6 protein-coding genes are annotated in these 26,512 nt (G+C 40.8%); all 6 read left to right on the top strand.

Translation table 11 applies throughout. The features are described from left to right. Nucleotides 1–10: 10 nt before the first annotated feature. On the top strand, nt 11–9,433 hold the full coding sequence (locus CHB71_RS08190; protein ID WP_179213349.1) for a fibronectin type III domain-containing protein: 9,423 nt from the start codon (nt 11–13) through the stop codon (nt 9,431–9,433). Nucleotides 9,434–9,445: 12 nt separating this feature from the next. After that, nucleotides 9,446–10,609: a caspase family protein gene (locus CHB71_RS08185; RefSeq protein ID WP_089356434.1), complete on the top strand. Its 1,164-nt coding sequence runs from the start codon at nt 9,446–9,448 to the stop codon at nt 10,607–10,609. A 106-nt stretch (nt 10,610–10,715) separates the two neighbouring features. Next, the gene (locus CHB71_RS08180) at nt 10,716–12,350 is read left to right on the top strand and encodes a tetratricopeptide repeat protein (RefSeq protein ID WP_144017371.1); all 1,635 of its coding nucleotides are present in this window, start codon (nt 10,716–10,718) and stop codon (nt 12,348–12,350) included. 127 nt (nt 12,351–12,477) lie between these two features. Continuing rightward, nucleotides 12,478–15,081 carry a two-component regulator propeller domain-containing protein gene (locus tag CHB71_RS08175; RefSeq protein ID WP_089356432.1) on the top strand — a complete coding sequence of 868 codons (2,604 nt, stop codon included), beginning with the start codon at nt 12,478–12,480 and terminating at the stop codon, nt 15,079–15,081. After that, entirely contained in the window at nt 15,062–16,504 is a 1,443-nt protein-coding gene (locus CHB71_RS08170) for a tetratricopeptide repeat protein (protein WP_089356431.1), read from the top strand. The genes CHB71_RS08175 and CHB71_RS08170 overlap by 20 nt, the downstream gene beginning before the upstream one ends. Before the next feature lie 135 nt (nt 16,505–16,639). After that, complete coding sequence (locus tag CHB71_RS08165) at nt 16,640–26,425, top strand: cadherin domain-containing protein (RefSeq protein ID WP_089356430.1); 9,786 nt, start codon at nt 16,640–16,642, stop codon at nt 26,423–26,425. Nucleotides 26,426–26,512 lie beyond the last annotated feature (87 nt).

The following is a 26,512-nucleotide window of genomic DNA, read 5'->3' as shown; positions in this document are numbered from 1 at the left end:
GAGAAGAAGCATGAAGAATAAATTAATTGTAATAGCATTTTTGGCCATGTCTTTTTCTACCTGGTCACAAACACCTACTTATAAATGGGTATCCGGGTCTCAAGAAACCAGAAAAAAATCAATTTTAAATGCTACTGAACCTGGTCCAAGAAACGGGCATTTCACTTTCAGTGATGATGATGATAACCTATGGCTTTTTGGCGGTTCCGGGCAGGATTTTAATACTACTTCCGGCTATTTCAATGATATCTGGAAATACGATCAGAATTCAAAAACATGGAGTTGGATTGACGGGCAGGAAACCGTTGACATTCCATATGTTGAGAATAACAATTCACTACTTTTTGATGGTATCGATGATTATATCATTTTTAACAGTGGCAACTATCCAATTGCAACTGTTCCTTATGAAATGACCGATGTAACTGTCGAGTTTTGGTTTAAAACAACTCAACATTGTCCTATACTAGCTTACGGTAATATTAATGAAATCGAGTCCACCGAATGGGAAATAAAAGTTGAAAATAGTGGAGAGGCGCTGGGTATGTATAGAGGAGCCCATCAGGTTATATATATTCCAAATCTTGATTTGGCCAATGACGAATGGCATCATTTGGCTTTTGTCACCAAAGAAGGTGACGACATTTTCATTGAAGATCTTTTATTTGTTTATCTGGATGGTGAATTAATTGGTCAAGAATTAATTCATGGCAATAACCCCTTCACAGTTTATAATGAGTACGATTTCCTTATGCTGGGAGCTCGAATTGGAGATGGTTACAGCGAGTTTTTCAAGGGCCAGATAGATGAGCTCAGATTCTGGGACTATGCAAGAAGTCAAAGTCAGGTTGCTACAAGTAGATTTAGGGAGTTAAACATTAATGAAGAAGGCATCACTGCCTACTACAAGTTCAATCAAGGCGAAGCTAATAGTGCTAATAATAGCATCGACATACTAGAGGATAATGTCGGTGGAAATTTTGGGTCACTCGTAAATTTTGGAAGAGATATTCGATTTGATGGTGAGATGGCTCAAGTCAGGCTTTTCAATACTGTAAAGAATGCACAAGAAATTGCTGCTTTAGCTCAAACTCCAGTAACAGGTGCGAGTCCCGATATCGTTAATGCCTATGATTTTGCAGAGGGTATAGCTGAAGGGGATAACACTTCTCTCACCAACATCAATGATATTGCAAGCTTCGATTATGACGGGGAACTCCATGCTTTTGATCTATCCGGGTCCGAATCAAATTATCGATCTGATTACATGAAAGTGCTGCCCTCAAGGTATTCTAATTTCACCGGAGGTAGAGACATCATTTTAGTAGATGTTAATAATGACACTTATGAAGACGTTTTAACCACGAATTTTGATGAACAATCAATATCTGTCCTAATTAATGATCAATCAGGAGCGTTTGGAGCAGCAACAGAATTTAGCACTGGCTCTCAATCCAACCACATAACGACTGGTTTTTTCAATAATGATGCATTCCCGGATGTTGCCGTTACTACAGAAGGCGATAATCCAGGGGACGATAAGGTGAGATTGTTTTTTGGAGATGGAGCGGGTGGCTTCTCTTCATTTACTGACTTTCCATTATCTGATGATGCATTTCCGGGCAGGATTTTGGCTGATGACCTAAATGACGACACCTTTGATGATCTGGTTGTAATACTTCCAGCCACTCAAACGCTTGCTATATATTATGGGGATGGTGCTGGTGGTTACATTACCAATGAATTCTTCAGCGTTGGCCCATATTACAATTTTGGATTAGAGATAGATGATTTTACCAATGATGGTTGGCTTGATATAGTCATATCTACTTTAGATCAATTTGGTCATACTACTATTGGTCTTTTACGAAATAATACAGCTGGTTCATTTGATGAAATGGTCACTACCGAAGCAACGGCATCAAGTGGCTATCTACAAGTGACCGAGTTTAAATCAACAGACATTAATGATGATGGTAACAAAGATTTAATCTTTATAGACGGTTCAAGCTTTGGGTCAATAACGGGAAACGGAGACGGCACATTCCAGGAAAATTATAGGGGAGAACTTTATGGAAATACCTTTTCCGGCATTGAAATAATGGATGTCAATGCAGACAATATCTTTGACATCATTGCTTCGAGCAACGAATCAAATAAACTTTTGATCTTTCATGGTAATGTTGAAGGCGAGTTCACATTAGCAACAAGTATAAACATTACATCCTCTTCTGAAGATGTTGCAATTAGTGACCTTGACAAAAATGGTCAAGTAGATATTGCCATTAGCCATTATGCTGATGTAAGCATTACGCTCAGAGAGAATAATGATTTAAATCAATCTTCACCCGTCAATACTTTAAGATTTGATGGAGTTGATGATTACGTCAATATTCCTGATTTTTCTACCCAGGCAGCTGACCCAAATATTTTTAACGATGATTTTACCTGGGAAGGGTGGATTAAAACTTCTGATAATGGCCCCATATTCTCTATTACAACTGATTTGTATGATAATGGGTGGCCCACAGCAGACAGAAACAGCTTTGCGCTATTTATAGCTAATAACAAGCTTAGTCTAAATCAAGACGGCCAGAGTTCCGGATCGGTTGAAACAATAGAGGACTATGACATTACTGATGGAGAATGGCATCACGTTGCTTTTTCTGTCACATCTGCCTATCCCAGTAATGTTGTTTTCTATTTGGACGGGATCCAGTTAACGTCGGATTACACTGCAGATGATGGTATAAATACAATAGACTTAGATTTTTCAAGCTTTGATGTTGATAACATGGGGTATGCCGGCCGGTTGGGGTATGTACGACCTAATTTCATTGGCGTTTTTAACAGCCCTATTAATCAAGCTTTGACATCCAATTGGACAGATGGATTTGACATACCGATAGAAAAGCCCGGTCGAGCATTTGGCGCTGGATGGACAGATGAAAATGGTAATTTCAATGTTTTTGGTGGTCAGGGTGTTTTGGGGATTTATAATTCGATTAGACAATATAATCCCGAAACAAATCAATGGAGCATTTTAAAAGGTGTTGATGAAGCTTATTATAGTGGTAGCTACGGAACGATAAAAGTATCTGAAGCCTCCAATATGCCTCCATCTCGCTGGTTGATGGACGGAGCACTAGATCAAGATGGTAACTTCTGGGTATTTGGTGGAGGTGCTTCTGAGAATCCCATTCAGTGGATGAACGACCTATGGATGTATGACCCACTAATAAGTGAGTGGGTATGGGTAAGTGGTAGTGAAAATCTTGATGAGTGGCCAACACATGGCACAAAAGGTATAAGTGATCCAATAAATATGCCTGGTGCTAGAGAAAATCACCAAATATGGATAGATAGTGAAAACAACATCTGGTTATTTGGAGGATATGGGCCTGACTCAGAAGGAACAATAGGGCATCTTAATGATCTATGGAAATACGATCCTAGCACGGATGAATGGACATGGATAAGTGGAACCAATCTTGCCAATCAAAAAGGAATTTTTGGAGCTTTGGGTGAATATAGTGCCGATTTCAGGCCAGGCGGAAGAGCTGGATATAATCAATGGATGGATTCAAATGGAATTTTCTGGATTTTTGATGGACAGGGATATGATAAGTTTGGTATTAGTTCTAAATACCTAAATGATTTATGGAGCTTTGATCCAACTACTGAAGAATGGGCATGGCATTCCGGGTCTGATTTTGCCAGCAGTACGGGAAGTTACAATGAAAAAGGATTAAGCTCTGTTGACTATGTGCCAGGTGCCAGGTGGCATAGTAATATTTGGGTTGATAAGGATGATAACCTCTGGATGTTCGGAGGCAATTTTCCAAACCAGATAACGACCGGACAGTACAATGATTTATGGAAATATGAGCCCTCTTCAAATGAGTGGACATGGGTTTCAGGTTTTAACTCAACAGCCACTGCTGATGAATTAGGCACATACGGAGATTTAGGTGCTGGTAGTCAGCCAACTCCAGGAGGGCGAAACGGAGCTCTACGATGGACAGATCTTGACGGAAACCTTTGGATTCAAGGTGGTGCGTACATAGGTGGAAATATAAATGGAAATGTAAAAGATGGCTATTTAAATGATTTGTGGAAGTTCAGTGTTTCAAAAAATATCTGGACGTATTTTGGAGGTAATACTGAAATTGAAACCATAGACGGTGAATATGGGTCACGTGGAATCGGAAATGCACTCAATGTTCCCAGGGACAGGTGGCATGGTGCTTCCTGGACTGGTCAGGATGGGAAATTGTGGTTCTTTGGAGGCATCCATTTCAATAATGCGATTGATGATATTGGTTGGCTCAACGATCTGTGGAATTACGATCCAGAATCACAAGTGTACACCTGGATGGCCGGCAGTTCTGAACTCAATGCTTCTGGTGTCTATGGCACCAAAGGCGAGCCAAGTGTAGGGCACATTCCCGGACCAAGAAGCTCAGCTGCATATTGGTCAGATCATGAAGGAAACTTCTATCTTTTTGGAGGATATGAGAGTTTTCAATTCAATAATGACCTATGGAAGTTCAATCCCAATACATTAGAGTGGACATGGCTATCTGGAAATAGCTTCCAAAATACGCCCGGATCGTATGGTGAAAAAGGAATTTCTGACCCTGACAACTTGATAGGAGCCCGTAGATATATGGATGCTCAGATAGATCAGGATGGGGCTGTGTGGTTCTTTGGAGGCCAGGGATATGATAGCGAGGCACAATTTGGCTATTTAAATGATTTATGGAAATATGATCCTTCTTCAAATCAATGGACTTGGATATCTGGGCCCAATTTAATTAACCAGGCTCCTAGCTTTGGAATTAAAGGAGTAGCAAGTTTGGATAATCTACCTCCGGCACGATATGGACACGATACCTGGATGGATGATTCAGGTAATCTTTGGATTTTCGGGGGTGTTGGTGTTATTGAAATTGATGGCGAATTATATGCTGGATACCTAAATGATTTGTGGAAGTATGATACAAAACTAAACTTGTGGACATGGGTAGGAGGATCTGAAGATTTCAACGTGGTTGCTAACTATGGAAGTCAAGGAGTATTTGATGAACTAAACACAATAAACAGCCGTCAAAGGGCACACACCTTTGGCCCTATTGATAAAAGTCTTTGGCTTTTTGGGGGAAGAAAATCAACTCAAGACAGCTATAATGATTTATGGGAAATAAAGTTTATACCAGGAGTGCCAGTGGTTGATTCCCCTCAAGATATCCGACAAGATGGATATTCTTTTTCTAGTGACGAAGCTTGGACTCGATCGTATCAAGTTCAGGTATCACTAGCTGATGACTTTGGTGAAACACTTTATGACGAAACCTCTTCTAATAAAGAGGCGGTAATTAATAATCTAGACCCTGGAACAAATTATTATTACCGGGTGAATGCCATCAATGAAATTGGAGAGTCTGGATTCAGCTCTCCCCTCAGCGTTCTTACCTTACCAGCTACACCTACTTTTACTTCATTGGAAGCGGCTATCTCAGACCTTACTTCTACGCAGGCTTTTCTAAACTGGGAAGTGACTGGTGGTATTCTTGATGGATATTATTTAGACATATCTGAGGACCCTACTTTTCAAGACGCTACCATGATCCACGAAGATTTTGAAAGCAAGGAAATCAATGTAGTACAGCTCCAGAAGATTCTAAACCTAACTCCGGGTACGAAATATTATGCAAGAATTCAGTCATTTAATGCTTCCGGTGTATCTCCCTACTCTCAAATAGTTCCATTTCTTACAAAACCACAGGCACCAACATATAATCAAGATGAGGTAGTAACAGGCGTTACGCAATCTTCTGCTACTACAACGTGGAATGCAGTGCCGGAGATACTAAGCGGATATCGTATTTCAATTTCAACTCTGGATGATGGACACACTGACTCAACAGCATTCCTAGCCAATTACAATGGTTTGAATATAGCTAAATCTAAAACTTCTATTCAAGTAAGCGGACTGGAGGCAGGAACAAACTACTATGCCTATCTGGTAGCTGTGAACACATCTGGTGACTCTGAGTTGTCTGAAAAGATTACCATTTTAACGACACCTGCTTCTCCTGTTTTTAGTGTAGAAACAGCTATCCTCTCTATAACGCAAAATGAAATCACATTCAGCTGGGATGCGCCAGAGGGGTTTTATGAGGGTTATAAACTTGAAGTATCTACTGACTTTAGTTTCGGTAATGCCAATTTAATGCTTGAAGGATACGGTCGTGGCGGGGTGCCGAATGAGCTCGCACAATCAGAATTAACAACTACAGTTAGTGGATTGCTGCCAGGGCAAACGTATTTTGCCCGGATCAGAGCATTCAATAGCACCGGAGAATCACCTAATTCCAATATTCTAGCCTTTACCACCGTACCACGTGCTCCAACAGTAGGCCTGGTGAATAACATTAGTCAAACAGGCGCATCTCTGAACTGGCAATCAACGCTGGGTGCAAACGTCTACTTAATTGACTTGAATACATCTGAGGAATTTGAAGAAGAGACTGCTGTTTTTTCTGATTTCCCACAGGCTGTCCCTTTTCAGGTACTGGATGAGCTTTCACCCGGCACTCAATATTACGTCAGAGTACAATCAAGCAATGCCAGTGGAAACAGCGGCGACATGGAACCAGCTGATTTTGGAACAACCAATTTTTTAACCAAACCCATAACCCCGGAATTCCCCGCTTCAGCGTCATTAACCAATGTCTCTCAAACCAGCATCACGCTTAACTGGAATGAAGTTCCTGAAGTTCTGGACGGTTATTATTTAGACATAGCTACCACTATAAATTTCACTCCAGGTACCTATTTACCAGGATGGGAAAATCTGGATGTTTCTAAAGACTCAACTTCAATGTTGGTGATAGATCTGACTGCTGGCTCTCAATATTACGCGCGTTTGCGATCCTACAACGAAACCGGGGTTTCGAAATCTTCGGATGCACTAAGCATGCTTACATTGCCGGAAACGCCCGCTTTAAATCCTGTCTCAAACATTAGTCAAAACACTGCCACCTTAAGCTGGGCATCTGTTTCAGAAATATTCAACGGCTACTATTTGGAAATATCAACAGATGACTCATTTTCTGATAAAAACCAACTAATTGAAGGTTATGGGGCAGATAATATCCCTAAAGTCATAGACAAAGGGCAAACCACCGAGTTTATTGATAATTTGAATGCGGGCGTTTCTTATTATGCACGACTTTCCTCATACAATGATTCCGGATCTTCGCCATGGTCCGATCCAATTTTAGTCTTGACTACACCCAATACGCCAATACTTAATGAGATCAGTGCCATTGGGCAAACAACGGCAACTGTTTCCTGGAGTGAAATAGCAGGAGCAGATAATTATGTAGTTGACATATCACAGAATTTCTTTCAAACGCTACTCCCAACATACAATGCTTTGCTGTCGGCAAATGCATTAATTGATGTTGTTGGTTTGAGCCCTGGAGAAGAATATCAGATCCGTGTAAGATCTAAAAACATTTCCGGCGAATCCCCCAATTCTGAAATGATCGAGTTCCTAACTACACCTGAAACTCCGGTAGCAAGAGATGCATCCAATTCATCGGCAAGTGTCTTCACTGCAAACTGGGATGCAGCCGATGGTGCTGAATATTATGTTTTGGAGGTGTCTTTGGATGACTTTCAATCCTTTCACTACAATGAGCAACTCGGTTCATCCAGCCCTGTGAAAATTCAGGATTTAATAGCAGGAGAAACGTATAAATACAGAATTAAAGCCGGAAATTCTTCGGGAGAATCTCCATATTCTGATATCATACAGGTAGTAGCGCAAAACACATCTCAATCATTAAGTATATCAGAACTGGAATACAATGATGAGTTCAGTGAAACCGCTACTTCAGCAGTAATTAATGTAAAATTTTCAGGTGGTATTGGTGATCCTGCGGTCACAATACGACACAAAGAAATTCTTGATGCCAGCTGGTCTGACTATCTGCCTATGATAGAAATATCTCCAACTGAATTTGAGTTTACCATTCTATCAAACATGCTGGATGATATTGGAGTGGTCTTTGAAGTTAAGGCCAATGATGGCGTGACGTTCCTTGAACGAAAAAACAACACCATCAAAAGAACATTTAGTGAAACAAGCAGCGAGCCTTTACCCAGTCTGGAGCTCGGCGAATGGAGTCTGATAAGTATACCTTATGTACTTGATGACAATTTGGTTCAATCAATCTTTAATGAGCTCGGCGACCTTAAATACAAAAAAAGATGGAGGTTAATGACGTACCTCGATGGTGAATATCAGGATCAGGGGGTAGGTTTTACCAGAATAGATCTCGGAAGAGGATACTGGTTTAATTCACTGAATGATGTGACAATAAATGTTGGCGCAGGTCAAACCAATAGTACCATACCCTTTGACATGGCACTTGAGCAAGGATGGAATCAGATCGGCAATCCATATAATGTCAGTATCAACTGGGATGAAATTCTTGACGACAATAGCTTGTCAGTTAATGTCAGCAGGATCATAATTTATAATACAACTATTGGAGAATTCGTAGAGTCCAGTACGCTTGACCCATTTTCAGGTGCTTTTGTTTTTGCTGATGCTGCCACGGTTTTATCTGTAAATCCAATAGCCGGATTGCAAGGAGCGAGAACAGAAACTTCAAAAAAGATAACAGACCTTGATGCGAATAGCTGGATTAAAACAATTGAGCTGAAATGGAATGGTACTTCAAGGGAAGTTGCAGCCATTGGTATGCATAGCAGTGCCAGCAACAATAAAGACGAATTTGACAAGCTGATCGTGCCTCGTTTTGAAAACTATCTGGAAATGTATACCACAGTCGATGAATATTTTTATCCAAAATTTAGCCACGATATAAAATCGCATACCAGTGAGCAAGTTTGGATTTATGATTTGGAGTCTAACCAAATTTCCGGATTGACTTCTTTATCCTGGGATCCTTCAATGGTCAATAATCGTGGTAAGCTATGGCTAGTAGATGAAACAAATGGAAAAACAACGGAGATGTCAAATACAGGCACTTACTCCTTTGCAATGAATAATCATCATGAATTTTCCATTCACTATTCGGAAGATCCCAACTACACTGTGATTCCAACCAGGCTTACTTTGGGTGACATCTATCCAAACCCGGTTAGTTTCCGTGCTCAAATTCCACTTTTACTCCCTAAAAACGAGGAGAAATATGAACTGCAATTACGTCTGTATAACATGCAGGGACGGCTTGTTTATACAATAGCAAACGGACAGTTTGCTCCAGGTATTCACACGTTTGAACTGGATGTTGAGAAACTAAATCTAAAAGATGGTCTCTACTTTTATGGTGCCAGCTTCAAAAACACGTCTCACAAACCTCAGCAAAAGAAAATAATCATTAAGCGCTAAATATTTAATGAAATGAAAGCATCTATCTATACTCTTCTTTTATGCCTGACGTTCATCGCCAGTGCCCAAATTGTATCATCCAGATCAAATGAGGTACAGGTGGACTTAAAGTCCGACTTGCATGCATCTTATGCACAAATTGACTGGATATCTCCCAGGTTGGAGTACACCAATTCTGAAGAAAAAAAGCTGGAAATAAAAGCAAACATCATGTCCACCAATCCACTTGAAAGTGTCACGCTACACTTCAAAAGAAAGAAAGATGGTGAGCCCATCGCTTCGAGGACAGCATATATTGAGGATGAACATAATACAAACTTTGACCTCACGCTAAGGATGCAGGATGGAGATAACTGGATAGAAATTGTCGCAAAAACCACCACAGGTGGCATTACACGCGAATATCGCAATATAAAAGTTGGGATGGACGCTATTGGTGATGCGGTAATGGCTGATCGACAAGACTATGCACTTCTATTCGGTATTAACAAATATGACAACTGGTCAGACCTTGTTAACCCAGTATTTGATGTTGAGGCGATCGGCAAAGAACTAGAGGAACGATATGGGTTCAAAGTGGAAATTATCACTGACGCTAATCAAGATATGGTGATGACCAAACTGAGGGAATACGCACAGATCAACTACAAACCTCAGGATCAATTACTCATCTTCTTTGCTGGACATGGTCAGTATGATGATGTCTTTGGTGAAGGATTTTTGGTGGCCACTAATTCTTTAAGAAACGATGTAAGTAAAAACTCGTACATCTCTCATAATAGGATTAGAAGTAATATTAACAACATACCGTGCGAGCATATTTTCTTAACCATGGATGTTTGTTTTGGAGGAACATTTGACCCGTTGCTTGCATCGTCAAGATCTGCTGCGTATGAGGAAACAAACGATAGAGAGTATCTGGTGAGGAAACTGTCTAAAAAAACGAGAAAATATCTGACTTCAGGAAGTAAAGAATATGTTTCCGATGGAGTAGCTGGAAGTCATTCTCCTTTTGCCAGGAATTTCATTGAAGCACTAAAATCGAATGGAGGAGATGATCGTATTCTCATCCTTAGTGAAATTAATGCTTATATGGAGCGGTTGAAGTCAACTCCACGGTTTGGCGCGTTTGGGCATGATGAAAATGGTAGTGATTTCGTTTTTATTGCCAGATAGCTTGAATTAACCCAAACACGGACCTGAGTAAAATCAAATTGTAATTATTCAGTTAATTTTTTTCACATTGCTAAGGTTTTTCAGGCCGGTAAGTTAATTTGGCATAGTGGCCCGCCTTAGTTTAATATTTCTGTTCATTTCAAGTGCAATCACTTGTACATCTCAGGTGTATGATGAAGCAATTCAAAAGTTGGAGTCTGTTTATAGCCAGGATGACTATAGAAAAGTCCTTTTGCTTAGTGATTCAATTTTATCAAACAATGCAACGGAATATGCTTCAAGAGTTTATCAAATCCAAGCAGACGCGTATTACTTCCTCAATGACGTGGAAGCATCGCTTGAACATTATTTAAAAGCTATAACCCCCTCAGAATCGCTCCCTTTGCACCCTTATAATGCAATGGAATGCTATAGCCACATTGGCTTTTGCTACCGCTATTTGGGGAAATACATTGAAGCTATTCCCTACTACAAACGGGCTTATACCTTTACAGTTGAGCAAAATGACTCGGTTGAAATAGCCAATCAAGCTTCAGGGCTAGGAACCATTTATAGCAATCTTGGAGATTATGATAAAGCTTCAACCTATTTCAAAGAAGCTTACGAGATTGATTTTGCCCTTAAAGACACAGTCGCATTAGCTTATGATCTAGTCAACCTTGGCTCACTACACCTGGCTATGAAAGATGCCGATAAAGCAATATCTTATTTTAGGCAAGGAGTTCGAGTTAAAAGAACAATTGCTGGCGATCATACCATTCATATTCAAAGGGCATCTAAACTAAGCAGTGCCTATCTTATGAATAGTGAATTGGATAGTGCTTTATATTATGCAAACTGGGCAGAAAACGAGTCCACTGCCATAGATGACAGTTTGAGCCTGGCAAAGCTGTGGATTATTAAATCCCAAATCTATGCTCTGAAAGGAGCATATCATCAGGCACTTGACTTTGCAAATCGAGCTTACAGCTATTTTGACGCATCGCCCACTAGCAATCTAGTGGATGCCGCCAATGTACTTGCAGATGCATACATAGGATTACGCAATTACTCAAAAGCACAATCAACCCTTGATGAGGCGTTGGAAATAGCTGAAAAATTAGGGTTGATTGAAAGCTCAATGGCTATCCTAACGAAAAGATCAGAAATACATGAGTCGCAGGGTCGATTCAAATCTGCAAATCAGGATTTAAAAAAGCATCAGGCTTTAAATGACACATTACAAAGAAGGCAAAAGCAGCGAGCCATTCTAATGCTTGATCAGGAATATCAGACTGCTCAAAAAGAAGCGGAGATCGAACGACTTTCTCTGGAATCGGAATTAAAAGAAAATGAGCTTTCAAATACCCGAATGATGATCATAGTAATTGGCTCAAGCAGTGTGCTATTTATTCTACTTGTCATCGCTTTCTATGGCCAGCGTAGCAAAAAGCAAAGAGCTGAGAAGGAAGCCCAGGAGCTTCAAATCGAGGCGCTTGAAAAGCGCTTGTTAGACCTTAACATTAGTCCGAAAGAGGTAGACATAGACTCTAGTTCACTCAATGACAAAATTCACACTCCGCTATCCGAAAGAGAGATTGATGTCCTTCGACTTAGCCTTGAAGGGAAGACTAACTCTGAAATAGCCGAGGATCTTTTCATATCCACAAGCACGGTCAAATTTCACCTTCGAAATACATATGGGAAATTAGGTGTGAATAATCGAAAAGAGGCGCTCGATTATGTCGTCAAAAGCTCATAATATAATATTGCAAACCCACCTTTTGACAAAAAATCATCGTAACTTATAGTTGCTGCTTTAGTTTGTGAAAAATGTCCTTACATATCTTCTCTGTGTTGGCCTGGGTTATTTGTCTTTAGCCCAGCGAATGGAATTTCACAGGCTAACAAAGGAAGACGGTTTACCCTCAAACAGTGTCCATTGCATTTTCAAAGACAAGCAAGGCTTTATGTGGATGGGCACAGTAAACGGCCTGTGTAGATACGATGGGTATGAATTCAAGCTATACAACCAACAAAATGGCTATGCCCTGCCTGACGACCTTATTAATGACATTTTTCAGGATTCTGACGGGTTAATATGGATTGGAACCAACTCGCACGGCGTAAGTATACTGGATCCCAAAATAGATTCAATTACAACCTTCAAACATGATCCGAATGACCCCAATAGCATTCCAGGCGATCGTGTGAGAAAAATCGCTGAAGATGTAAATGGTAAAATTTGGATCGGGTTTGACAATGGGATAGGATTATGTAATCTGGATCTAAAGACAGGGAAGGCTAAAAACTATGACCCGTTTGCCTCTGTTGAAAAAAAGGGTGTCAAGGCAATACGAGCTGTTGTCCCCGATCAATGGAGACCGGACACATTGTGGCTTGCCACGACTAGCGGACTGATTGCTTTCGACTCTAAAAAAGAAAGGTTCCATGTCATAGATCATCCGCTTGAAAAAATCAATCGGCACGGGTTATTTGCGGCCTATCAACCAGATAAAAACACGATACTTGGTGGGTTCTACTATGCAGGCATTGATGAGTACCAAATAAATAATGGCATGTGGAATGAGACCTATTCGGATGTGGACGAAAATATTCGAACATTTGATATTGCTAAAAAATCGAATACTGAGTATTGGTTGGCGGCCCGAAAAAAAGGATTAGCTATATACGAGACACAAGAGAAGGAAATCCAATTCATTGACTCGGATATGGATAACCACAAATCACCATTCCCCGGGTTCACCTACACTGTAGTTGCTGATGAGGAAAAGCTATGGGTCGGGGGTGTAAATGGGGTATCGTTCTATGATGGAGATGCACACAAGTTCCCCTTTGTCCCGCTCAACTTTGCGCAAAAAGAATACGGAAGAATTACAGTCGCTACAGGTGAGTATGATAAAATATATTTAGCAGGAGTGAGTGGTGAAGGTCTTTGGGAGATCGATAAAAAAACCAAAAATCAAAGGGTCATTACCAACGGAATGTCTGACATGGTCTACGGTATGCTGGAATTGGAAGATAAAGTCATCATCATTGATGTCCTTCGATCATTAAAATACTTTGATAAGGCTACCAGCGAAATCAATCCATTGCGAGTTAAAAATATGCCGGAATCAGAAATAGTCATGCAATCCATTCATGAATGGACATCAGAATACTCACTGATTTTGACAGCATATAGTGGGGTTTATAAATTAAATCTTGTAACTAATGAAATATCTCCTCTATTTAAGATCAATAGCCAGAATATCCCTCGATATCATGACATGCTGGTTGCCAGCGATCGCAAAATCTGGTTCAGTACAGATCAAGACATTGTCATTTATGACCCTAGAAACAACAGTACCACGCATTTCCAGCCAGAGAGTATTTCCAGCAAAAAAAACCAACTCATTTATGTGGTTCGAGAAGATGAAAATCTGGTAAAATGGATCGGTTCTTCGAATGGCCTTATCAAGCTCGAAAATGATGAGGAAGAGCTGATAAATACCTCAAATTCAAACCTACCTTCCAACAATGTGATGGAAATTCTATTCGATGAAAATCAATCCATGTGGTTGGGTACTAATGAAGGGATTAGTAAAATGGACCCTATAAATGGTGAGATCATAAACTACAACAAAGCAGACGGGCTTGACCATGCTGGTTGCTTTGTTAAAATCGATGACTATCTGTTGGTTGGCTCATACGGTGGTTATTCCATGTTTCATCCGAATTCAATACAATTTTCATTCGATGTTCCTAAGGTCTTCTTTACAGATTTTAAAGTGAGAAACCAAGATTATCCACTTGAGAAGTCACTTGACTATGTCGACCAAATTAACCTAAGCTACACCGAGAATTTCTTTTCCTTTGAATTCACCTCTCCCGCTCTTTCACCCAGGCAAAAAGTCCAATTTGCCTATCAGCTTGAAGGGTTGGATAAAGGGTGGATCATTGCTGAAAAGAGCCGTCAGGCTAACTATACAAATCTAGATGGAGGTAATTACCTATTTAAAGTAAAAGCAAGAAACAGAGACGGTGCGTGGAGTGAGCCCAGAACAATTTCTATCTTCATTGGCACTCCTTTCTGGGAGACCTGGTGGTTCTATTCTTTATGTGGATTATTGATTGTCGGTTCAGGCTTTGTGTTTTACAAAATCAGGGTTCGTATTCTGGAACACCGAGCTGAATTGGAAGCCCAGGAACTAAGGTTCGAAGCGTTGCAGAAACGATTGCAAGAATTAAACGCCACACCTCCTGATATTAACCTGGATATCATTGATCTTAATAACAAGCTAAACACTCCGCTCAGCGAGCGGGAGTTTGAAGTACTCAAACTGAGCCTGGATGGTAAGACAAATAGTGAGATCGGTGAGGAATTATTTATATCAACCAGCACAGTTAAATTCCATTTACGCAACACCTATGGTAAATTAGGCGTCAATAATCGCAAAGAAGCCTTAGACTATGTTGTTAAAGCGCCTTAAGTGGCTTACGCTTACCCTAATATGCCTGAATGCAAGTGGTCAGACTGTTATCGACAGTTTAGAACACAAGCTTCAGAATTTAGAAGAATCAGATTCTCACTATCTGGTGATTCTCACCAAGCTTGCCAAAGAGTACGCAGAAACCCAACCGGATACTGCACTAATTCTTTCCAATAAAGCCCTGCAGTTAAGCCAATCTTTTGATAATGGAGAATTGAAAGGGCAGATTTATATCGCCTTATCGACGAGCTACAGTTACTTAGCAAACTACGAGCAGTCGACTACCTATTCTTTCAAGGCAATCGAGGTTGCAGAACAATATAATGACACGATTACGCTGATTGACGGATTCAATAATCTGGGTATTGATTATCTGATGCTGGAAGAAGATCAAAAAGCCATTAACTACTTCAAGCAGGTTGAAAGTCTTTCCAAGCAGTTTGGAGATACGCTCCGTTGGGGTCACGCACTCAATAATCTCGGGATGATGGCCAGCTACAGCGACGAAACTGAAAGAGAGCTTAACTACTACGAGCAAGCAGCTTCACTTTTCCAGGCCATTGGTGAAAAAGAGGGTTATGCTAACACCCTCCTCAATTCCGGTACTGTTTATTCCCTCATTTTAGAGCAGTATGCTAAAGCCAATGAGCTGTATGACCAGGCTCTGGAGGTTTTTAAAGAAATTGAAATGTCTTCCGGCATTCAGAATACGATCCAGAGTAAAGCTGAAAACCTGATGTACATGGGCAGAAATGCGGAAGCGAAGAGTCTGGCACTTGAGGCATTGAACATCGCACAGAATTACAAGTTTGCTCAGGATGAGGTGTACACCTATGATCTTCTTAGCAAGATATCGGTGGAGCTTGGGGATTATCAGGCTGCATTAGAATACCTGGAAAGCAAAAATGAAATAGCTGCTGAAATTTTTACCGAAGAGAAATCCAGGCAAATCGCTGAGCTGGAAACCAAGTATCAGACAGAAAAGAAAGAACAAGAACTGGCAATCGCCTCGCTTCAATTAATTCAGCAGAAACGAGAAAAATACTTTTTGAGCGGGGTGATCATTTTTATTGTTTTAGTGGGCGGGTTTATCATCTATTCACTGAAGCAAAAATCAAATCTCAAGCAAAAGCTACTTAGCGAGGAAATAGAAAACCTAAGACTCAAAATCAATTCTCTACTTGGAGATAGTGACTCCATCAAACTCAGTCTGGACGAACTCAATCAGAAACTTCACCAACCACTGACAGAACGGGAGTTTGAGATTTTAAATCTCACCGTTTCGGACAAAACCAATCAGGAGATCGCCGAAGAGGTGTTTGTTTCTGTGAACACGGTAAAGTACCACCTCAAAAATGTGTACGAAAAACTAGGAGTTAACAACAGAAAAGAAGCGCTTCACCTGATTGTGGGACAGTCTTAGAAAACCTCCATTTTAAGCTTTAAACGCAATTATTTACAAAACCACCCACCCGGGTAGGTCAAAACTAGCCCATAGGGTCAGGTGATTATTAATGGTATAGCGGCAAGTTTGAATTCAAACTAAATCGCAAACGCCATGACTAAAGTCTTAGTAAACAAAATTCTTCTTCTTGCCTTTATGCTCGCAATGATGGGCATGGCAAGTGCACAAATTCTTGACGAAGTTCTTGCAACGGATAATATTAGCTTTGAATCTGTATCAATAGACGCTTCGGGCAATTCTTATTACGCCGGTTCCTTTACTGGAACCCCAGACTTTGATCCCGGAGCAGGAGTCACCACACTTACAGACTCTGATGACGGAGTAGATATTTTTATTCTCAAACTTAATTCAAGTGGAGTATTTCAATGGGTTAAACATATAGAACCTCAACCAAGTGGAAGTGCTTCAACCAGCTATTATCAGGACATTGATATTCTAGCTCATTCATCAGGAGTATATATGCTGGCAAGCACACTCCGTCCTTATGACCTTGATCCAAGTGCTGGCACATTCATCACTTCTAATCACCCTTCTGCCTTAAGCCTGGTTAGTCTCGATGTAAATGGAGCCTTCAATTACGCCAGAAATATTGTTAGCAATGATGGAAGTAGTTCTGTGTCCACCTCTTCCATGGCTATCAAAAGCAACCTTGACCTTGTTATTACAGGAAGTTTCGGTGGAACAACTGATTTTGATCCGGGAGCAGGCGTTCAAAATGAAACAGCGACAACTATTGGAGATCCATATCTACTAACACTAGACAGAAACGGCGATTTCTCATCGGTAATATCATTTCCGGGAGGAACAGGTCAGTTTACAGATGTAGTTCTGGATAGTGATGACCATGTCTGGGTTACAGGATTTCAAAGGGGTGACATGACTGTGAATGGGAAAAATTTTCCGGTAATTGGCACTCGAAGTAACTTCCTATTAGAGTTTGATGCTAATAATGTTGCTCTTACAGGAGAGCAATGGGGTTCAGATGGATTTGAATCAATCATTACTATTGATCCCGCCACGCAAGACATATATGTCTCCAGTAGATTTTCAATAGCCGCAGATTTTGATCCTGGAAGTGGCACAACATCCTTTACTCCAAATGGCCAAGACTTTGCCATCTCCAAATTCAATTCCTCCGGCACATTTCAATGGGCTTTTCAAAAGGGAGGAAGTGGCACTGATACTCCTAATGACATTGAGGTGGATGATCAGAGTCAACTTCATCTTATATGGACAAAGCCAAATAGCACGCTATTGGATTTGGTCTATCAAACCTATGACGCAGGTGGAAACCTCATCAAAGATGAATCACCGGGCTATGGATCTTTCACCGATATTGATATTGAAGGCACACGAATGGAGTTGCTTGGCACATACAGGTATGCATCTAATAATTTCGATTTTTGTGGTGGCACAACCTCATTAACGCCTTCTGGTTCCAATTATGAGGGCTTTAGAGCTAAGTATATTCTTGAAAGGTTTGCAGATGTACCAACGATTGGTGCTACAGCTATAAGTGTATATCCAACACACTCAACCACACTTTCCATCAATGAGGGAAATCTCAATGACGCAGCAAACTGGCAATGGTACAGCGGAAGCTGTGGTGGAACTCCTGTTGGAAGTGGGACATCTATTACCGTTTCTCCTAACGTGGAAACCACCTATTACGTAAGAGCCGAAGGTTATTCTTGCAATGAAGATAATGCCTCATGCGCCTCTATCACAATCACTATTGATGATCCTTTCCTTACCTACGGATCGTTCTTTAATCTTACAGATGGTGCTACGTATTCTGGAAATTCATTTGACTTTTCCAGCCAGTCAACGTCAGTTCGTAGCGTCACTTTTAGTGCAGATGGTTTCAAAATGTTCCTTATGGCTGGGGACAGAAATGTATATCAATACAGTCTCTCTTCCGCTTTCGATTTAGGTTCCACTGTAACACATGATGGGTCACCGTATGCCACCGGCATGAATGAACCACGAGGGATAAAGTTTAATCCAGATGGAACTAAGATGTACATTGTTGACAATAAACTAAACCAAATCACACAGTTTAGCTTAACAACACCATTTGATATAACTTCAGGGGTTACACTCGACGGCAACAGATCTGTGGCTGCTCAAACTGGCTCCAATTCCGCATGGGGAATAGCGTTTAATACCGATGGATCAAAGATGTTGATTTCGGGAATCGTGGATGATTTGATACATCAGTATACTTTGGAATCAGCATATGATGTTACAGCAAGTGTCACTTATGATAATGTATCGTTTGACCCGACAAACGAGCTGCTGGATCCAACATACCTCACATTGAATCCGGATGGAACCATACTCTACATTGGTCATTACCAGTACGCGCTTGCTACCCCATTTGATATCTCATCCGGAGTTACACCCATTGGACCAATTGTCCTTACCAACAACCAAAACTCTAGCATCCATGGTGTTCACTTCAGTAGTGATGGCTCGAAGTTGTACCTAGGATCAGATTTTAATGATTCTTTACACGAGTACCTTATCAATACCGGTGGGTTTGTAGAAACAGAGGAAAATGACGGGTCGGTAGATGGTTCTCTTTTGGTATCAATAACAGGAGATACATTTACGAATGCAGGATCAACCTTAACGGAAACTACTGATTACACCGTAGATAACCTTCCCAGTGGACTAACTCCAACGCTGACAGTAGCTGCTGATGGACTGAGCGCCACATTGACTCTTGGAGGTAACGCAGCATTGCACCAAGACGCTAATGATTTAGCAAGCCTCACATTTACTTTTGAAAACAGTGCATTCACCAACAGCAATGCGGCGGCAGTTATTGATGCCATTTCAGCTTCCAGCGAAATAGGCATTGACTTTACCCAAAATGAACCTGTTCTGGTATATGATTACGCTTACAACCCAGCCAATTTTGCTGGTGCAGGAAATTTTGGCATCTTAGCTCAGGAGGGTAGTGCCCACGGGATCACATTCAATAACGATGGCACTAAAGTTTACATTGTAGGTACAAGCAATGATCAGGTTTTTCAATACAGCCTTTCAACAGCGTATGATGTAACAACAGCAACGCTTGATGGAAGCTCAACTAGCCTTAATGCGCAAGATGATAGCCCATTAGCTCTGGCGTTTAATGATACCGGAAGTCGCTTGTTTATTGCTGGAGGAGTAAGTGAATCAATATTGGAATACACCCTTTCCACTCCATATGATGTGACTTCAGGGTTTAGCTATTCCAATAACTCGCTTGACGTTTCCGCTCAGGGGTATCCAAACGGACTAGCCTTTAGTACTGATGGAATGAAATTGTTTACCACTTCGGCAAGCACTGATCAGGTAAGTCAATTTTCGCTTACATCTGCCTACAACATAAGCTCCGGAGCAACATTAGATGGGTCATATTCTGTTTTAGATCAGGAAAACACACCGAATGGAATTGCTTTTAGTGAATCCGGCACGAAGATGGTCATCATGGGCAGCTCTACACAGGCTTCTCAAAAATATGTGCATAACTATCATTTAGAAAATGCTTTTGATATTACAAGTGGTGTTACTCCTTATGAGAACCCTGTTAATATAAACGCCTACGAATTCGGTCCAACAGATATCGCTTTTAGTAAAAATGGAGCCCGAATGTTTATAGTCGGTTACAATGGAGATGAAATTAATCAACTCGACATGCAGGTCGGTAGTATGGAAGAAAGTGCATCTAATGATGGTACAATTACCGGATCGTATGTTCTACAACTTTACGATGAATTGTTTGCCAACGCAGGTGGTACCTTAACTCAAGGAGTTGACTACAACATCAGCAATCTACCAGCTGGATTGAGTTCTTCCATTACTGTATCAGCGGATGGTAAAACAGGAACTTTGACTGCAAGTGGAACTGCTACTTCGCATGATGCATCAGACGATGTGGAAGGTTTAATATTCACCTTCGAAAATTCCGCTTTCTCTATTGGAAATGCATCCATTGTAACGCATGCAATCTCAGCCGATAGCGAATTATCTATTCGCTTTATTGAAGCTCCATCAATTGAAAACCAAACATTTTCAATTGCAGAAAACAGTGTGAATGCAACTTCAGTAGGAACGGTAGTAGCAAGTGACGGGGATGGTGATGAAATTACTTTTTCAATCACAGCAGGCAATGATCTTGGTGGGTTCGTTATTGATCCTAACACCGGAGAAATAACAGTTGCGGATCAAACAGATATGGATTTTGAAACTAACCCTTCGTTTGATCTTACTGTAGAGGTTACAGATGGTTCGCTGACCAACTCCGCTACTATCACAATTGATTTGACAAATGTAGATGAGGCCCCAACCGACATTGCATTGGATCAAAATGATATGGATGAAAACAATGCTGTCAATGATGTCATCGGTCAGTTAACAACGACTGATGAAGACGCAGGCGAAACCTACACGTATACTTTGGTTAGTGGCACAGGCGACACAGACAATGTTTCTTTCAACATCAATGGTGACCAACTTAGAGCTTCCGTCGCTTTTGATTTTGAATCAAAAGATACTTATTCAATCAGGGTTCAAACGGATGATGGAAATTCCGGGCTATTTGAGAAAGCATTCACAATTAACATCAATGACGTTTTCGAAGCACCTACAGACATCAACCTGTTTGGCACCTCGATTAATGAAAACAACACGGTAGACACTGAAATTGGCACCTTGTTTACAACTGACGATGATGGTGGAGAAACGCACACGTACACATTGGTTAGTGGTACAGGAGATACTGATAATGCTTCTTTCAACATCTTAAATGATAAGCTTCGAGCATCAGAGAGTTTCAATTTTGAAGTTAAAGACTCATATGGCATTCGTATTCAAACCGATGACGGAAACGGTGGAACATTTGAAGAGCAATTCACAATTACAATAAATGATGTTCCTGAAGACCCGACCGATATTGCCTTGAGTGCTTTTGAAATAACTGAGAACAATAGCATCAACGATGTGATTGGAACACTTTCATCCACAGATGAAGATGATGGTGAAACATTTACCTACTCTTTAGTAGGTGGAACAGGAGACACTGGAAACGCTTCTTTCAATATTGATGGTGATCAGCTAAGAGCATCGGAAGTATTTGATTTTGAATCGAATAACTCTTACTCTATCAGAGTACAAACAAATGATGGAAACTTCGGTACGTTTGAGAAGGTCTTCGCAATCACAATCAGCAATCAACATGAAGCTCCAGCGGATATTCTTTTATCTTCAAGCGATATTGACGAGTCTTCTCCGGCTGGAACAACGGTTGGTAATTTGAGCACTACCGATGAAGACATAGGAGAAACCTACACATATACATTGATAAGTGGTACGGGTGATACTGACAATGCATCATTTAATATATCAGGAGATGAATTACGAAGTGCTGAGATTTTTGATTATGAAACAAAAACAAGCTATTCTGTTCGAATTCAAACCAACGATGGAAACGGTGGGCTTTTTGAAAAAGCATTCACCATTTCAATTAACGATCAACCTCCTGGCTTAACAGGTGTTGGAATTACAAGTAATACCATCGATGAAAATGACCCTATTGGCACTGCAGTTGGGAATCTATATGCCCTTGGAGATGAAATTGAAGGTGTTTCATTTACATTCACACTGGTCTCAGGTACAGGAGATTCAGGCAATGGATCATTTACAATTGTAAGTGGACAACTTAGAAGTTCTACTTCATTTGACCATGAATCTCAAGACCAATACTCGATCAGGGTCATGGCCGATGATGGTGAAGGTTCAACAATAGAACAGGTCTTGTTGATTAATGTAACAGATGTGAATGAAGCACCATCGCATGTTGACGTGAACGAAAACGAATTTGATGAAGGCTTAACAAGTGGTTCAACTCTTACAGGCTTTTTTGTGAGTGATGAAGATGAAGGTGATTCTCATTCGTTCGAGTTGGTTACAGGATCAGGATCCGATGATAATGACAAATTTGAGATTCAAGGACAAAATCTTGTAAACCTGGAGACCTTTAATTTCGAGTCTCAAGCGGAGTATTCAATCCGCGTAAGAGCCACAGATGATGGTGGTTTATCGGTTGAGTCTCCAATATCCATTTTTGTGAATGACATAAATGATGACCCTTCGGATATCATATTTTCAAGCACGCAAATGGATGAAAATAGCTCAAGTGGATCTGTTGTTGCAACAATGACAACTAACGACGAAGATGGTGGTGACACTCACATTTATTCGCTCGTAACAGGCTCTGGGGACACTGATAATGCCTTGTTTACAGTTAGTGGAAATTCTCTTGAATTAGGCTTTGTTCCAGACTTTGAAACCAAAAACTCTTATGCTGTTAGAGTTCAAACAGATGATAGCAATGGCGGAACATTTCAGGAGGCTGTGATCATCACGATCAATGATTTGAATGAAGACCCTACAGATGTAATGTTAAGTAATAACACCGTAGAGGAGAGTAATCAGATCGGAACACTTGTAGGATCATTATCTTCTACTGATGAGGATGCAGGTCAATTGCATTCGTATATCCTTGTATCCGGAACTGGTGATACTGATAATAGCTCGTTCACTATTTCAGGCAGTGATCTTTTGAGTGGTGAAGTCTTTGACTATGAAACAAAAAATTCATACTCGGTAAGAGTGCGGTCAGAAGATGGTAATGGTGGTTCGTTTGAGAAATCGTTTACCATTTCAATCGATGATATCCCGGCAAGCATCACTTCATTTGAACTTAGTAACACTTCAATTAATGAAAATGAAAGCGCTGGTTCCAATGTAGGTTCTTTCTCAACATCCGGAGAAGACCTTTCAGGAAGCTTCACCTATGCATTGGTAAGTGGTCTTGATGATGATGATAATACAGCATTTTCCATTTCAGATGATCAATTATTGACGGGTGCAAGTTTTGACTTTGAATCACAAAGCAATTACAGCATTCGTGTGATGGTTGATGACGGAACCGGAAATACAGATGAAAAAACATTTTCTATTTCGGTAAACGATGTTTCAGAAGCACCTACTGACTTATTACTGAGTGCGAATTCTATTGTAGAAAATAATTCAATAGGGGATGTAATAGGCACACTATCTACCACAGATGAAGATGCAGGCGAAAGCTTCACGTACAATTTTGTAAGCGGTACAGGAGATACAGACAATGCTTCATTTGATATTGTTGGGAATGAGTTGCAGGCAGCAGAAGCTTTTGATTTTGAAACTCAGAACAGCTACTCGGTTCGAATCGAAACAAACGATGGAAATGGGGGTACTTTCAGCAAGTCGTTTACCATCTCTATTACCAATGAAAATGAAAGCATTCTTGTTTCAAACCCTATTGCTGATCAGGATTTGGATGAAGGATTTACTTCCATAGAAATTGACATAAGCGGAGTTTTCACCGATCAGGATGGGGATGCACTGACCTATGAAGTTATAAGCTCCGATGAAACGATCGTAACAGTAAGCAATTCAGGATCAACATTAACGATAACTGAAATTGGCTCTTTTGGAAGCTCAACAGTGACAGTGACGGCAGATGATGGTTCGGGTATTACAACATCAGATGAATTTATCGTCACAGTCAGTAATGTGAATGATGCCCCTATTGTTGCAAATGCCATTTCTGATCAGAATGTGAATGAAGGATTTAGTAGCATTGAAATAGACCTTTCCAACACATTCACAGATGAGGATGGAGATGCCCTATCACTAGAAGCTTCTAGTGGAGATGAAACTGTTGTAACAGTTAGTATCACTGGAACAACGCTTACCGTTTCCGAAGTTGGAAATGGCACAGCAACAGTTACCGTTACTGCCAATGATGGAAATGGTGGTTCAGTATCGGATGATTTAGAGGTGACAGTTAACAATGTAAATGATGCGCCAGTTGTGGTCAATCCATTAGATGATCAAACGTCACTTGTTGAAGGATTCGATGCTGCTCAAATAAATTATAGTGATGTATTTGAGGACGAAGATGGGGATGCACTTACCATTACCGTGACCAGCAATGATGAAACGGTAGTTACTGTAGAAGTTATCGCCAATGATCAAATCCAGATCAATGAGGTCGGTATTGGGACAGCAACAATTACACTCATGGCTGATGATGGAAATGGCGGATCGGTTTCGGATGAGTTTATCGTCACAGTAAGTGAGGCTCCAAACAATGCGCCAATTGTTGTTAACCCACTTGATGATCAAACGTCGCTGGTGGAAGGATTTGGTGCGGCTCAAATAAATTACGCTGATGTATTTGAAGATGCCGACGGGGATGCGCTTACCATCAACGTAAGCAGCAGTGATGAAACCGTAGTAACTGTAGAAGTAATCGCCAATGAGCAAATCCAGATCAATGAAGTTGGAGTCGGAACTTCGACGATCACTTTGACGGCTGATGATGGAAATGGCGGATCGGTTTCGGATGAGTTTATCGTCACAGTAAGTGAGGCTCCAAACAATGCGCCAATTGTTGTTAACCCTCTTGATGATCAAACTTCACTTGTGGAAAGGTTTGGTTCAGCTCAAATAAATTATAGTGATGTATTTGAAGATGCCGACGGGGATGCGCTTACTATAACAGTAAGCAGCAGTGATGAAACCGTAGTAACCGTAGAAGTAATCGGCAATGATCAAATCCAGATCAATGAAGTTGGAGTCGGAACTTCGACGATCACTTTGACGGCTGATGACGGAAACGGGGGATCAGTTTCAGATGAGTTTGTTGTCACAGTAAGTGAGGCTCCAAACAATGCGCCAATTGTTGTTAACCCGCTCGATGACCAAACGTCACTTATCGAAGGATTTGGTGCCGCTCAAATAAATTACGCTGATGTATTTGAAGATGCCGACGGGGATGCGCTTACCATAACAGTAAGTAGTAGTGATGAAACTGTAGTCACTGTAGAAGTAATCGCCAATGATCAAATTCAGATTAATGAAGTTGGTATAGGTACCAGCACGATTACGCTCACAGCTGATGATGGAAACGGGGGATCAATTTCAGATGAGTTTGTTGTCACAGTAAGTGAGGCACCTAATACTGCGCCGGTAGTCGTAAACCCGCTCGATGATCAAACATCACTCGTGGAAGGGTTTGGTGCGGCTCAAATAAATTACGCTGATGTATTTGAAGATGCCGACGGGGATGCGCTTACTATAACAGTAAGCAGCAGTGATGAAACCGTAGTAACCGTAGAAGTAATCGCAAATGATCAAATCCAGATCAATGAAGTTGGTATTGGGACAGCAACAATCACTTTGACGGCTGATGACGGAAACGGGGGATCAGTTTCGGATGAGTTTATCGTCACAGTGAATGAGGCTCCAAATACTGCGCCGGTAGTCGTAAACCCACTTGATGATCAAATGGAAGTGGAAGAGGGATTCGGAGCTGCGCAATTTAGCTATGCTGACGTCTTCGAAGATGCCGATGGAGATGTATTGACCATTACAGTTACCAGCAGTGATGAGACTGTTGTTACTGCTGAAGTCATTGCGAATGATCAAATCCAGATAAACGAGGTTGGCATTGGTAGCAGTACCATTACACTAACAGCTAATGATGGTAATGGAGGAACGGTTTCCGATGAATTTATTTTCACCGTAAATGAAGCTCCACTTGGAATAGCAGATGTTGAAGTGAAGATTTATCCAAACCCATCTTCAGACTTTATCAATGTAAATACCAATAAAGAAGTAACCGTACGATTATCGGATTTAAACGGTAAAGCGATTCAAACAAAAAGCGGAAGTCAACTTGAGTTTGATATTCAGTCCCTGACTTCAGGGCTGTACATCCTACAGGTGAGCGATGGTGACCGTTCATCAAGCTATAGGATTATTAAAGCAAACTAAAGGCTGGTCCCCTACTTGGGGAACTAACGCGATTGGCCGGTTCGCGAATCGGATCGGCCTTTTTTAAAGATAAACTAAGGCAGCATT

This window comes from Ekhidna lutea (assembly GCF_900188325.1).
GTDB classification, from domain to species: Bacteria; Bacteroidota; Bacteroidia; order Cytophagales; family Cyclobacteriaceae; genus Ekhidna; species Ekhidna lutea.
This window is presented reverse-complemented; position numbering and strand designations above follow the sequence as displayed.